This window comes from Mycobacterium attenuatum, from assembly GCF_900566085.1.
GTDB classification, from domain to species: Bacteria; Actinomycetota; Actinomycetes; order Mycobacteriales; family Mycobacteriaceae; genus Mycobacterium; species Mycobacterium attenuatum.
In genome coordinates this window covers 59,807-73,652 of the sequence record NZ_UPHT01000119.1, presented here as the reverse complement: position 1 = coordinate 73,652, position 13,846 = coordinate 59,807, and the positions used below count along the sequence as shown (strand labels likewise).

Annotated in this window: 12 protein-coding genes and 1 pseudogene; all 13 read left to right on the top strand. The window is 65.0% G+C overall.

Annotated elements, in window-relative coordinates:
- The first annotated feature begins 63 nt into the window (after positions 1-63).
- Positions 64-711 (top strand): CoA transferase subunit B, encoded by a 648-nt coding sequence (locus tag EET13_RS19430; protein ID WP_122443811.1) that lies wholly within the window; start codon positions 64-66, stop codon positions 709-711.
- Positions 708-2,288: a carboxyl transferase domain-containing protein gene (locus EET13_RS19425; protein WP_122443810.1), complete on the top strand. Its 1,581-nt coding sequence runs from the start codon at positions 708-710 to the stop codon at positions 2,286-2,288. The genes EET13_RS19430 and EET13_RS19425 overlap by 4 nt, the downstream gene beginning before the upstream one ends.
- Positions 2,289-2,292: 4 nt before the next feature.
- A complete protein-coding gene (locus tag EET13_RS19420) occupies positions 2,293-4,275 on the top strand; it encodes an acetyl/propionyl/methylcrotonyl-CoA carboxylase subunit alpha (RefSeq protein ID WP_122443809.1) in 1,983 nt (660 codons plus the stop codon).
- Positions 4,272-5,438: an acyl-CoA dehydrogenase family protein gene (locus EET13_RS19415; RefSeq protein ID WP_122443808.1), complete on the top strand. Its 1,167-nt coding sequence runs from the start codon at positions 4,272-4,274 to the stop codon at positions 5,436-5,438. The genes EET13_RS19420 and EET13_RS19415 overlap by 4 nt, the downstream gene beginning before the upstream one ends.
- The gene (locus tag EET13_RS19410; RefSeq protein WP_122443807.1) at positions 5,435-6,016 is read left to right on the top strand and encodes a MaoC family dehydratase; all 582 of its coding nucleotides are present in this window, start codon (positions 5,435-5,437) and stop codon (positions 6,014-6,016) included. The genes EET13_RS19415 and EET13_RS19410 overlap by 4 nt, the downstream gene beginning before the upstream one ends.
- A complete protein-coding gene (locus EET13_RS19405; RefSeq protein WP_122443806.1) occupies positions 6,013-6,834 on the top strand; it encodes an HpcH/HpaI aldolase/citrate lyase family protein in 822 nt (273 codons plus the stop codon). Before EET13_RS19410 ends, EET13_RS19405 begins: the two co-directional genes overlap by 4 nt.
- A 186-nt stretch (positions 6,835-7,020) precedes the next feature.
- Positions 7,021-7,775, top strand: a pseudogene (locus EET13_RS19400) (AMP-binding protein).
- A 15-nt stretch (positions 7,776-7,790) separates the two neighbouring features.
- The gene (locus EET13_RS19390; RefSeq protein WP_122443803.1) at positions 7,791-7,973 is read left to right on the top strand and encodes a hypothetical protein; all 183 of its coding nucleotides are present in this window, start codon (positions 7,791-7,793) and stop codon (positions 7,971-7,973) included.
- Positions 7,974-7,998: 25 nt separating this feature from the next.
- Entirely contained in the window at positions 7,999-8,259 is a 261-nt protein-coding gene (locus tag EET13_RS19385) for an AMP-binding protein (RefSeq protein ID WP_122443802.1), read from the top strand.
- A gap of 113 nt (positions 8,260-8,372) precedes the next feature.
- Positions 8,373-9,464, top strand: coding sequence for a pyruvate dehydrogenase (acetyl-transferring) E1 component subunit alpha (pdhA, locus tag EET13_RS19380; RefSeq protein ID WP_122443801.1), 1,092 nt, complete (start codon positions 8,373-8,375; stop codon positions 9,462-9,464).
- A 9-nt stretch (positions 9,465-9,473) separates the two neighbouring features.
- Complete coding sequence (locus EET13_RS19375) at positions 9,474-10,535, top strand: alpha-ketoacid dehydrogenase subunit beta (protein ID WP_122443800.1); 1,062 nt, start codon at positions 9,474-9,476, stop codon at positions 10,533-10,535.
- Positions 10,532-11,737 (top strand): dihydrolipoamide acetyltransferase family protein, encoded by a 1,206-nt coding sequence (locus tag EET13_RS19370; RefSeq protein ID WP_122443799.1) that lies wholly within the window; start codon positions 10,532-10,534, stop codon positions 11,735-11,737. The genes EET13_RS19375 and EET13_RS19370 overlap by 4 nt, the downstream gene beginning before the upstream one ends.
- Positions 11,738-12,077: 340 nt before the next feature.
- Positions 12,078-13,841: a PE family protein gene (locus tag EET13_RS19365; RefSeq protein ID WP_122443798.1), complete on the top strand. Its 1,764-nt coding sequence runs from the start codon at positions 12,078-12,080 to the stop codon at positions 13,839-13,841.
- Positions 13,842-13,846: the final 5 nt, after the last annotated feature.

The window sequence follows — 13,846 nt, the reverse complement described above, 5'->3', positions numbered from 1 at the left end:
GCTTGTGGGGCACGCAGCGACGAGGTGGGGGTACCGCCCGTTTGCGGGGGAGGGTGGCGCCAAATGACTTGGAGTAGAGACGGGATGGCCGCACGGGTGGCCGCCGAGTTCGAGGACGGCCAGTATGTCAACCTCGGCATCGGGATGCCCACCTTGATTCCTAACCACATTCCCGAGGGCGTGACCGTTGTCTTGCATTCCGAAAACGGAATCCTGGGCGTCGGGCCATATCCCAGGCCCGAAGAACTCGACGCCGATCTGATCAATGCCGGCAAAGAGACAGTGACCACGCTGCCGGGCGCAGCGTTCTTCGGCTCGTCGACCTCGTTCGGCATTATCCGCGGCGGCCATCTCGACGTCGCAGTGCTTGGCGCCATGCAGGTTTCGGTCACCGGCGACCTGGCCAACTGGATGATTCCAGGCAAGATGGTCAAGGGCATGGGCGGCGCCATGGATCTCGTACACGGCGCCCGCAAAGTGATCGTCATGATGGAGCACGCAGCCAAAGACGGCAGCCCGAAAATCGTCGAGCAGTGCACACTGCCGTTGACCGGCGTGGGCTGCGTGGACCGCATCGTCACCGAACTGGCGGTAATCGATGTCTGCGACGACGGTCTGCACCTGATCGAGACCGCGCCCGGCGTGACGGTCGACGAGGTTGTCGCCCGAACCGAACCGCGCCTTGTGCTGAGCAATCTGGTTACCCCGTGACCGCCGTCGCCGCGCCATCCTTTGCCGACGAGCACCGCCGACTGGTGGCCGAACTGAACACCAAGCTCGCCGCTGCCTGCCTGGGCGGTAGCGCACGCGCCCGAGAGCGTCACGTCAGCCGCGGCAAGCTCCTGCCCCGGGAACGCGTGGATCGGCTCCTGGATCCGGGCAGCCCGTTCCTTGAGCTGGCCCCTTTGGCCGCCAACGGGATGTACGACGACGAGTCGCCGGGTGCCGGGATCATCACCGGAATCGGCCGGGTATCGGGGCGTGAATGCGTCATCGTCGCCAACGACGCGACCGTCAAGGGCGGCACTTACTACCCGATCACGGTCAAGAAACATCTGCGCGCTCAGGAGATCGCGCTACAGAATCGGCTGCCATGCATCTATCTGGTCGACTCCGGCGGCGCCTTCCTGCCGCGCCAGGACGAGGTGTTTCCCGACCGCGAGCACTTCGGGCGGATCTTCTACAACCAGGCAACCATGAGCGCCGAGGGCATTCCGCAGGTGGCTGCGGTACTGGGCTCCTGCACGGCGGGTGGCGCCTATGTGCCGGCGATGAGCGACGAGGCCGTCATCGTCCGCGAACAGGGCACGATTTTTCTTGGCGGTCCGCCTCTGGTCAAGGCTGCCACTGGCGAAATCGTCTCGGCCGAGGAACTCGGCGGCGGTGACCTGCATTCGCGGGTGTCCGGTGTCACCGACCATCTGGCCGACGACGACGAACACGCGTTGCGGATCGTGCGCTCCATCGCTGCCACCTTCGCACCCCGCGAGCCGGCTCAATGGGATGTGGGCCGTTCGGTGGACCCCAAATACGCGCAGGCCGAGCTTTATGACGTCGTGCCTCCCGACCCGCGGGTGCCCTATGACGTGCACGAGGTCCTCTTGCGGCTGGTGGACGGTAGCGAATTCACGGAATTCAAGGCGCTTTACGGCAAGACGCTGGTGACCGCCTTCGCGCGCATCCACGGCCACCCCGTCGGCATCGTGGCTAACAACGGAGTCTTGTTCAGCGAATCCGCGCTCAAGGGAGCGCATTTCATCGAACTGTGCGACAAGCGCAAGATCCCGCTGTTGTTCCTCCAGAACATCGCCGGGTTCATGGTTGGCCGTGACTATGAGGCCGGTGGTATCGCCAAGCACGGCGCCAAGATGGTCACCGCCGTGGCCTGCGCCCGAGTGCCGAAGCTGACCGTCGTGATCGGTGGATCCTATGGCGCCGGCAACTATTCGATGTGCGGGCGGGCATACTCGCCGCGCTTCTTGTGGATGTGGCCGAATGCGCGGATCTCGGTGATGGGCGGCGAGCAGGCGGCGTCGGTACTGGCCACGGTGCGCGGCGAGCAACTGTCGACAGCCGGCACGCCCTGGTCAGCTGACGATGAAGAGACGTTCAAGGCGCCGATCCGTGAGCAGTACGAGCACCAGGGCAACCCTTACTATTCGACCGCCCGCCTGTGGGACGACGGCATCATCGATCCGGCTGATACCAGAACAATTGTGGGGCTAGCTCTTTCGGTGTGCGCCCACGCGCCGCTGGGGCCGGTTTCCTACGGCGTCTTCCGGATGTGACGCGATGTTTGACACCGTATTAGTGGCCAACCGCGGCGAGATCGCGGTACGGGTGATCCGGACCCTGCGCCGGCTGGGTATCCGCTCGGTGGCGGTCTACAGCGACCCCGACGTCGGAGCACGACACGTGCTGGAAGCTGACCAGGCAGTCCGGCTGGGGCCCGCGGCGGCCCGTGAGAGCTACCTGGACATCAACAAGGTACTCGGCGCGGCCGCGCACTCCGGATCGCAGGCGATCCATCCCGGTTACGGTTTCCTTTCCGAGAACGCCGATTTCGCGGCGGCCTGTGAACGCGCCGGAATCGTTTTCCTCGGTCCATCGGTGCGGGCGATCGAGGTGATGGGCGACAAGATCACCGCCAAGAACGCGGTGGCCGCCTTCGACGTACCCGTGGTGCCCGGCGTGGCGAAACCGGGGCTGAGCGACGAGGACCTGGTCCGCGCGGCCGACGAGGTCGGCTGTCCGGTGCTGATCAAGCCGTCCGCCGGCGGTGGCGGCAAAGGCATGCGGCTGGTCGAGGATCCGGCGCGGCTTCGCGACGCGCTGGTGAGCGCGCGTCGCGAAGCCGCCTCCGCCTTCGGTGACGACACGCTATTCCTGGAGCGATTTGTGCTGCGGCCCAGGCATATCGAGGTGCAGGTGCTCGCCGACACCCATGGCAATGTGGTGTATCTGGGTGAGCGTGAATGCAGTCTGCAGCGCCGCCACCAGAAGGTCATCGAGGAGGCGCCGTCACCGCTACTCGACCCGGAAACACGGGCGCGGATCGGAGCTGCCGCATGCAACACGGCCCGCAGTGTCGACTACGTCGGGGCCGGCACGGTGGAATTCATCGTTTCCGGGCAGCGGCCCGACGAATTCTTCTTCATGGAGATGAACACCCGGCTGCAGGTGGAACATCCGGTCACCGAGGCGGTTACCGGGCTGGATCTCGTGGAATGGCAGCTGCGAGTGGCCGCCGGCGAGAAGCTGGCGTTTGCACAGGACGACATCGAGCTGTCCGGACACGCGATCGAGGCGCGGGTATACGCCGAGGACCCCGCGCGCGGCTTCTTGCCCACCGGTGGCCGGGTGCTGCGGGTGATCGAACCCTCCGGTGCCGGTGTGCGGGTGGATTCCTCGCTGTTGGCCGGCACGGTCGTCGGCAGCGACTACGACCCGATGCTGAGCAAGGTGATTGCGCACGGGGCCGATCGCGCGCAGGCACTGGCGCGGCTAGACGTGGCGTTGGCCCACACCGCGGTCCTGGGCATACAGACCAACGTCGAATTCCTCCGTTTCCTGCTTGCCGACGAGCGGGTGCAGTCCGGAGACCTGGACACCGCGCTGCTGGATGACCGGGTGGCCGACTTCGCACCGCTGATCGCGCCGGACGACGTGTTTGCGGCGGGCGGCCTCTACGTCCAATGGGCTTTGGCTGTGCAGGCTCGCCGTCGGGCGGGCGAATTGTGGGCCGCTCCCAGCGGATGGCGGTTAGGCGCTGCACACGCACCGGCGCGGACGGCCATGCAGACTCCGCAGCGTAATGAGACGGTGTCGGTGTGGGGCCTGCCCGAGGCGGCCCGCGTGCAGGTCGGCGACGGTGAAATACTTTCCGCCAGTGTGCAAGTCGAGCGAGACCTGATGAGTGTGACGCTCGACGGGGTGCGCCGCGACTACCGTTGGGCGGAGGCCGAGCGGCATCTGTGGATCGCCGACGAGCGTGGAACGTGGCATCTTCGCGAGGCCGAAGAGCGCAAAATTCATCGCGCGGCCGGCGAGCGGCAAGCGGAAGTCGTCAGCCCGATGCCCGGCAACGTCATTGCGGTGCAAGCTACCTCCGGCACCGCGGTTGTCGAGGGCGACGTGGTGGTGGTGGTGGAGGCGATGAAGATGGAACACGCGCTTACCGCACCGGTTTCGGGGCAGCTGGAGGTGCTGGTGTCAGTTGGTGAGCAGGTGAAGGTCGACCAGGTATTGGCTCGGATCAAGGATGAAGGATCATGACGACAACGATTACCGCGGGAACGCTACCCAAGGAATATCAGGACCTTCGCGATACGGTGGCCGACTTCGCCCGTACGGTGGTCGCGCCGGTTTCGGCCAAACACGATGAGGAGCACAGCTTCCCGTACGAAGTTGTCGCCAAGATGGGTGAGATGGGATTGTTCGGCCTGCCGTTCCCCGAGGAGTACGGCGGCATGGGCGGCGACTACTTCGCGCTGGCGCTGGCGCTGGAAGAGCTCGGCAAGGTCGACCAGTCGGTGGCCATCACCTTGGAGGCCGCGGTAGGGCTGGGGGCCATGCCGATCTACCGGTTCGGCACCGAAGAGCAGAAGCGAAAGTGGTTACCGGATCTGACCGCTGGCCGTGCGCTGGCCGGTTTCGGCTTGACCGAGCCCGGTGCGGGCTCGGACGCCGGCAGCACCCGCACCACCGCCCGCCTCGAGGGCGACGAGTGGATCATCAACGGCAGCAAGCAGTTCATCACCAACTCGGGCACCGATATCACCTCGCTGGTCACGGTCACGGCGGTCACCGGAAGCGTGGCCGACGGTAAGAAAGAGATCTCGACGATCATCGTGCCCAGCGGCACACCGGGATTCATCGTCGAGCCGGTCTACAACAAGGTCGGCTGGAATGCGTCGGATACCCACCCGCTGACGTGCACCGATGCGCGTGTGCCGGCCGAGAACCTGCTGGGTGCCCGCGGAACGGGTTATGCCAATTTCTTGTCCATTCTCGACGAGGGCCGTATTGCGATTGCCGCACTGGCGACCGGGGCGGCGCAGGGTTGTGTCGACGAGAGCGTCAAGTATGCCAAGGAACGGCAGTCCTTCGGCCAGCCGATCGGTTCGTATCAGGCGATCAGCTTCAAGATCGCCCGGATGGAGGCGCGGGCGCATGTGGCTCGCACGGCATATTACGAGGCCGCTGCAAAGATGTTGGCGGGCAACCCGTTCAAAAAGGAAGCGGCGATAGCCAAGATGGTCTCTTCGGAAGCGGCGATGGACAACGCCCGCGACGCGACCCAGATCCACGGCGGCTACGGCTTCATGAACGAGTACCCGGTGGCGCGTCATTACCGTGACAGCAAGGTCCTCGAGATCGGTGAGGGCACCACCGAAGTGCAGTTGCTGCTCATCGCGCGATCGCTGGGGTTGTCATGAGCGGACCGGCCGGCGAGCGTGAATCTGACGACGCCGTGTCGGCGAGTCGCGCCACGGAATCCACAGTCGCGGGGAAGACCGTCGTCCAGCGCGGCTTGTGGTTCGAAGAGTTCGACATCGGCACCACCTACCTGCATCGGCCGGGCCGCACCGTCACCGAGGCGGACAACGTGCTGTTCACCACGTTGACGATGAACACCCAATCGCTGCACCTCGACGCGGCCTGGGCCGCGCAGCAGCCTGGTTTTCGCGGTGAGCGACTGGTGAATTCGATGTTCACCCTCTCGACGCTGGTTGGGTTGTCCGTGTCGCAGCTGACTCTGGGCACCATCGTGGCCAACCTCGGCTTTTCCGATGTGTCGTTTCCCAAGCCGGTCTTTCACGGCGACACCCTCTACGCGGAGACGGTGTGCACGGGTAAGCGCGAGTCGAAAAGCCGTCCCGGCGAAGGCATCGTCACGTTGGAGCACACTGCCCGTAACCAGCATGGCGAGGTCGTCGCGCGCGCCGTGCGCACCACGCTGGTCCAAAAGCGGGTCCACAACCAGGTCCAGGAACGGCTCGAGGAGGAGCAATGAGCCTGCGTGCCGCGGGTCCGGGATGGCTGTTCTGCCCGGCCGACCGACCGGAGCGCTTCACCAAAGCCGCCGGTGCCGCCGACGTAGTGATACTCGATCTCGAAGACGGTGTGGCCCAAGCGGAGAAGGCGGCTGCCCGTCAGGCGCTTTGTGACAACCCGCTGGACCCCGAGCGAACCGTGGTGCGCATCAACGCGGGCGGCACCGATGAGCAGGCTCGCGACTTGGATGCCTTGGCCGCCACCGCCTATACGACGGTGATGCTGTCCAAGGCCGAGTCGGCGGCACAGGTGGTTGCGCTGGCGCCCCGTGATGTCATCGCGTTGGTGGAAACCGCGCGCGGCGCCGTGTTCGCCGCTGAGATCGCCGCCGCCGACGGCACTGTGGGGATGATGTGGGGAGCCGAGGATTTGATCGCCACCCTGGGTGGCAGCTCCAGCCGGCGCGCCGACGGTGCATATCGGGATGTAGCCCGTCATGTCCGCTCGACGATCCTGTTGGCGGCATCCGCGTTTGACCGGTTGGCCTTGGACGCCGTGCACCTGGATATCCGCGATGTCGAAGGATTGGAGTCCGAAGCGATCGACGCCGTGACGGTGGGCTTCGATGCCACGGTATGTATCCACCCGAGCCAGATCCCGGTGGTGCGCAAGGCATATCGACCCGGCGACGAGAAGCTGGCGTGGGCACGGCGAGTTCTGGCCGCTGCGAAGGACGAGCGCGGGGTATTCGCGTTCGAAGGCCAGATGGTCGACTCTCCGGTGCTGCGGCATGCGGAAATGTTGCTGTGGCGCGCGGGCAGTCCAACCTCGGACTAACGGCCCGGTGCAACCGCCTCGGGCGGCTTGAGCGGCAATGCCGTGGTGCGGCTGGCCGGTGCCGTCACAGTTGTAGCGTGCGCAGCCCGCCTGTTCAGCGGCGTTTCGTTGCGAGATGAGAAAGCATCGAGTGCAATTGATGCCGGAAGGGTCGACCAATGAATAGCCGGACAAACGGGGCCACCGGTGGCGTCGGAAGCTGGGCTACTCGACGCGCATTTCGGTCCGGAGACCGGATCGCGTTGGTCGACGGGGGCCATCGGATCGCGTACGTCGAGTTCGATCGCAGGACTGACCAATTCGCCCGGGGCGCTGCGCGGCTTTGGCGTGCGGCAGGGCGACCGGGTGGCGGTGTTGTTGCCCAACTGCGCTGCCTTCCTGGAGACGATGTTCGCGACCGCCAAGCTCGGCGCCGCCTTCGTGCCCATCAACATCAGGATGGCCGCGCCCAAGGTGACCTACCTGTTGGCCGATTCCGGCGCCGACGTGTTCGTGTGGTCGGCTCAGCTGTCCCCGCTCGCCCGCGCCGCCCTTGCCGGCGAGGGTGTGCGGGTACGCGCCCGTCTGATCGTCGGCGGCCGGCCCACCGGCGCAGAAGCAGAATTTGAGGAGGTACTAGCCAGCGGCGAGCCGAAAGCGACCGGCATCAGTGTGGCAGGAAACGACCTGTGCTGCCTCATGGCCGCTGCGGGTGCCACCGGGCGCCCGAAGCGGCCATGCTGACCCACGACAACCACCTGTGGAATGCGATCAACACTCTCGTAGGGCACCGGCTACACGAAGGCGCCCGGACCGTGACGCTCGCTCCGATGAACCACATCGGAGGTCTGGGAGTGCACACGCTTCCGCTGCTGTACCTCGACGGCACGGTTACCCTCCTGCCGGCGTTCGAGCTCGCGGAGACTCTGGCCGCCATGGCGCGCGAGCGGGTCACTGTTTAGTTCCTGGTGCCGGCGATGTGGGCGGCGTTGATGGCGGTGCCCGACTTCGACTCGCACGACCTTTCGGCGCTGGAGCTGGCCATCGTCGGTGGTGCACGCTGCCCGCTGCCGGTGTTCGAGTACTTCCGGGATAAAGACGTGCCCTTCCAGGAGGGGTTCGGCATGACCGGTCCCGACGGTTTCGGTTCTCGACGCTAATCACGTCAACGACAAGGCGGGTTCGATTGGGCGGGCACTGTTTCATGTACAGACTCGCATCGTCTACGACAACGACCGTGACGTGCCGACCGGCCAGGCGGCGGAGCTGGTTGTGGGCGGTCCCAACGTCTTTGCCGGATACTGGGGGCTGCCCGAAGCGACCGCCGAGGCGCTTCGCGGCGGCGGGTTCCACACCGGAGACCCGGGCAGGATAGACGCCGAAGGTTTCCACGACGCGGAAGGTAACGAGCGTTGCAACCGCGCGCAGTCGATATCGGCGGCATAATAAAAGAAGCCCCAGTGTTGCGGCCAGCCGAGCGGATCGACGTAGTTCGTTGATGATACGGGAGGACGGCATCTTCTGACGGTGTGACCGTGGTTCTGGGCTAAGGAGGCGGAATGGCTCGGAATTGTCAGACACCGGTGACCGTCGACCGCGAGCCGGTGCAACTCGTCGGTCCAGATGGCATACCGACCGCCGAAGAGCGCTACAGCCGTGACTTGCCGGCCCAGACGCTGTGCTGGCTCTACGAAATGATGGTGGTCACCCGCGAGCTGGACAACGAGTTTGTCAACCTGCAGCGGCAGGGCGAATTGGCGTTGTTCACGCCCTGCCGCGGTCAGGAGGCCGCGCAGGTAGGTGCGGCCGCCTGCCTGCGCGCGACCGACTGGTTGTTTCCGCAATACCGCGAGCTCGGCGTTTACCTGGTGCGCGGCATCCCGCCCGGAGACGTCGGTGCCGCATGGCGCGGAACCTGGCATGGCGGACTGGAATTCACGACGAAATGCTGTGCTCCGATGTCTGTTCCGGTGGGTACCCAGACGCTGCACGCCGTCGGGGCGGCGATGGCCGCCCAGCGTCTCGGCGAGGATTCGGTGACGGTGGCCTTCCTCGGTGACGGCGCAACGAGTGAGGGCGACGTCCACGAGGCGCTGAACCTTGCGGGCGTATTCCGGGTGCCGTGCCTGTTCTACGTCCAGAACAACCAGTGGGCAATTTCAACGCCGGTCCGCAACCAGACCGCCGCTGTTTCCCTCGCGCACAAGGCGATCGCGTACGGTATGCCCGGTATCAGAGTGGACGGCAACGATGTGCTGGCGTGCTATGCGGTAATGACTGAAGCCGCCGCGCGGGCCCGAGCCGGTAACGGTCCCACCCTGATCGAGGCGGTGACCTATCGCCTGGGTCCGCATACCACCGCCGACGATCCCACCCGGTATCGCAACCAGCCGGAGCTGGATCACTGGCTGGCTCAGAACCCGATTCCGCGGTATCGCCGCTATCTACAGGGCCAAGGGCTGTGGTCGCAGAGCCTCGAGGACCGGGTCGCAGCCCGGGCGGCGCAGCAGCGGGCCGATCTGCGTGATGCCGTATTCGGGGCGCCCGACATCGACGTCGACGAACTGTTCACCGCGGTGTACGCCGACATCACGCCGGAGTTGGAAGCGCAGCGTCGGCAGTTGCGCGCCGAATTGGCCCGCACCGATTAGGAGGCGTCGATGACCCAGATTGCCGATCGCCCAACACCCTCGGAGGAAACGCTGCCGTTGGCGCAGCTGGCCGAACCGTTGGGCCCGGCACCGCAGCCGATGACCATGGTGCAAGCGCTCAACCGCGCACTGCACGACGCGATGGCCGCAGACGAGCGGGTGCTGGTATTCGGTGAAGACGTCGCGATCCAGGGCGGGGTGTTTCGGGTAACCGAGGGACTGGCCGAAACATTCGGCGAAACCCGTTGCTTCGACACGCCGTTGGCGGAGTCCGCGGTGATCGGGATCGCCGTGGGGTTGGCGCTGCGTGGTTTTGTGCCGGTGCCCGAAATCCAGTTCGACGGCTTTACCTATCCGGCGTTCGACCAAATCGTCAGCCACCTGGCCAAGTATCGCTTCCGCACTCGCGGTCAGGTGGACATGCCGGTCACGGTCCGCGTTCCGTCGTTCGGCGGGATCGGCTCGGCCGAACATCATTCGGAGTCCACCGAAACCTATTGGGCCCACACGGCGGGTTTGAAGGTGGTGGTTCCATCCGAACCGTCGGATGCGTACTGGTTGTTGCGGCATGCCATCACGTGCCCCGACCCGGTGATGTATTTGGAGCCCAAGCGCCGGTACTGGGCTCGCGGGGTCGTCGATACCAGCCGCCCGGAAGCCCCGCTCGGGCAGGCCGCCGTGCGGCGATCCGGTGGTGATGTCAGCGTGTTGACCTATGGCGGCTTGGTCGATACCGCACTTGCCGCGGCGAATATCGCCGAACAGCAACGCGGTTGGAGTATCGAGATCGTCGACTTGCGGTCCTTGGTGCCGTTGGACTTCGACACGATCGCCGAATCGATCCGCCGGACCGGGCGGTGTGTGGTGCTGCACGAGGGGCCGCGAAATGTGGGCTATGGCGCGGAGCTGGTCGCTCGTGTCCAAGAAGAGTTGTTCTACGACCTCGAGGCCCCGGTGTTACGCGCCTGCGGTTTTGACACCCCGTATCCGCCGGCGCGTCTCGAGAAGGCGTGGCTTCCCGGCCCGGACCGGTTGCTGGATTGTGTGGAGCGGGTGTTGGGACAACCGTGAATTCCCAACCGCAGCGCATCAAGGACTTCCTGGTTCCGGACCTGGGGGAGGGACTCGACGAGGTCACGGTGACGTGCTGGAACGTCGTGGTGGGCGACGATGTGGAGCTCAATCAGACCCTGTGTTCGGTAGAAACCGCCAAGGCACAGGTCGAGATTCCCAGCCCCTACACCGGGCGAGTCGTCGAGATCGGTGGCTCCGAAGGCGATGTCATCGAGGTGGGCGCATTGCTGGTGCGCATCGATACCGCACCGGACCGCGCGATGGCGGCGGCGTTGGCCGGCGATGGTCAGGCCACTGCGCCGACGCTGGTGGGGTATGGGGCCGACCCGGATCTCGACAGCAGCAGGCGAATCCCTGGGCACTCCAGGCCGCGCGCAGTGCCGTCGGCGCGCAAGCTGGCCAAGGAGTTAGGAGTTGATCTGGCCGCCTTGCGGCCGGAAGCGGATTCCGGTCGGGTGATCACCCGCTCGGACGTGCTTGCGGCAGCTCAGCCGCCCGCGCGTGATACCGACGTGCAACCCGTGCGAGGTGTACAGGCTCGGATGGCCGAGCGGATGACGTTGTCCCACAGAGAGATCCCGGACGCGTTGGCCAGCGTGCAGGTTGACTGCGGTAGCCTGCTGAGGCTGTCTGACATGCTCAGCGCCCATGCCGGTGCAAACGTCACGCCGTTTGCACTCACATTGCGGTTTGTTGTTATCGCATTGACGCATCACACGATTCTGAATTCGACTTGGGTTGATTCGGCTCGCGGCCCGCAGTTGCATCTGCACCGCCGTGTGCATGTGGGCTTTGCCGTGGCCACCGACCGCGGACTGCTGGTCCCAGTGCTCACCGATGCGCAAGCACTGACAACCCGCGGACTCGCCTGCCGCACAGCCGAATTGATCAGCCGAGCGCGTGAAGGCACGCTTACCCCATCCGAGCTGGGTGGTTCGACGTTTACCGTGTCAAACTTTGGGGCGTTGGGCGTTGACGACGGTGTTCCGGTGATCAACCATCCCGAAGCAGCCATCTTGGGGATGGGCGCGATCAAGGCGCGGCCGGTGGCCGTCGGCGATGAGATCGTGGCCCGGCCGACGATGACGTTGACGTGCGTCTTCGACCATCGCGTCGCCGACGGTGCCCAGGTGGCGCGGTTCCTGTGCGAGCTGCGTGACTTGATCGAGTCGCCCGCGGCGGCGCTGCTGGACCTTTAGCGCAAAGTCGCGGTGCCGCCTCGGCGCCGTCCTGTGGGGCCGGCCCAGGTGCCGTGCAGCCCGCCACCTTGCGCGGGCGCACGGAAGTACGGCACCAGCAATAAATCGGCCACCCTGCCCAGGTGCTCACGCGACGATCAGCGCATTTCACGATTGACCAATCTTTGCCGAAAGCGCCTCTTGCACAGTTGGTTGTGACATGAATGCCCGAGTCGACCTCGACTTCTGGATCGGTCAGGCGACAAGCTCGTGGGCCTGCGCCACTAGGTGGCGGGTTCGACACGCGGTGTGAGCGAGTCCCTGCACTGAGAAAGCGAGCGGGCAGTCGGAGGAAACGCAAATGTCATTCGTGACCACAACACCTGCGACGATGACCTGCGCTGCAACAGATTTGGCCGCGATCGGGTCACGGATCGACACAGCCAATGCGGCTGCGGCGGCCGTGACCACGAGGTTGGCGGCCCCGGCCGCCGACGAAATATCTACAGCGATTGTGGCCCTGTTCAACGAGCATGCTCGCAGCTTCCAGACCCTGACCGCCCGAGCCACTGCGCTTCTTGACGAGTTCGCGGTGGCCCTGCAAGCGGGCGCGAGGTCCTACGCATGGGTTGAGGCAGGGAATGGGTCGTCGATGCAGGAACTGCTTGGCGTAGCGCACGCGTCGACCCAGGCGCTGGGTCAATCGGTTATCGGCAGCGGCATTACGGTGGGGTCCGCCGCGGGCAGCGCAGTGTCGTCGATACCTAAGGCCATGGCGGCTGCCTTGGCCCCCGCTACCGCAATGGTGATGGGAGGCACCGGGACGCCGATTCCCGGGCAAAGCTACATCGACAACGTCTTGGAAGCGTTCATCAAGCCAAACACCGCGTGGGCCGTCCCGCAGGGTCTGGCCACGCCCGAAGAGCTGTACCCATACACCGGCGTCCTGGACCTAAGGTTCGACATCTCGGTGTCGCGGGGTTTGACAGTCCTGCACAACGCGATCAGCGAGCACCTTGCCGTCGGAAGCCATGTCACCGTCTTCGGTTACTCGCAAAGCGCCACGATCTCGTCGTTGGAGATGAGGTATTTGGCCGCTCTGGGTTCGAGTGCGCCAAGCCCAGACCAGCTGTCCTTTGTGCTGGTGGCTAATCCCAACAACCCCAATGGGGGCCTCTTCGCGCGTTTCGCCGGTCTGTTTGTTCCGAGTATCGGTCTGACCTTCAGCGGCGCGACTCCAGCCGATGTGTACCCGACCAGCGTTTACACCGTTGAATACGACGGAATCGCCGACTTCCCAAGGTACCCAGTCAATTTGCTGGCGGATCTCAACGCCCTGGCGGGCATCTACTATCTGCACGGCACTGTCCCCTATCTGACGCCTGAGCAGGTGAGTGGGGCAACAATACTGCCGACCGACGGTCCCACCATGAGCACTTACCACATGATCCGCACGCCGCATCTGCCACTGTTGTACCCATTGCGGGGCGTCCCGTTTATCGGCAATGCGCTCGCGGATCTGATGGAGCCCAACCTGACCACGCTGGTGAACTTGGGGTACGGCGACGCCCGCTACGGCTATTCGACCGCGCCGGCGAATCTGCCGACGCCATTTGGACTCTTTCCCGAAGTCGCCCCGGTGACCGTTCTTGACTTGCTCGTTGCCGGAACGCAGCGCGGAATGGACACCGCTGTATACGACATTACCTCTGCGGGATTGCCGGCGCTGCCGGACCTCTCGAATTGGATGGCCGTCGCCGACTCGCTGCCCGCCCCGGTGTGGCCCGGTTTTCGCACCTACATCGAAATCAGCGAATTGCATGCAGCAAACGCCCGTCTCGTTGCGGCCCTCGGCGATATTGCTGCCACCGGTTACGGGACTCTTTCGGCCACACGAGACATGACCCTTGCCCTTGTAGTCACGCTGCCCTCCTACGACCTCAACCTCTTTCTGGACGGGTTCGGGCAATTCACCGCTGGTGACCCGCTGGGATTGGTCAACGCAGTCGGCTATCCATTAGCGGCTACCACGGGATTGCTGGCGCTCGGGGGCGGCGTCGAATTGATCGTCGTCTTTAATGCGTTGCGAGCGGTCGCGGCCGAGCTGTCGGCGCTAGCCGCCTGATTTAA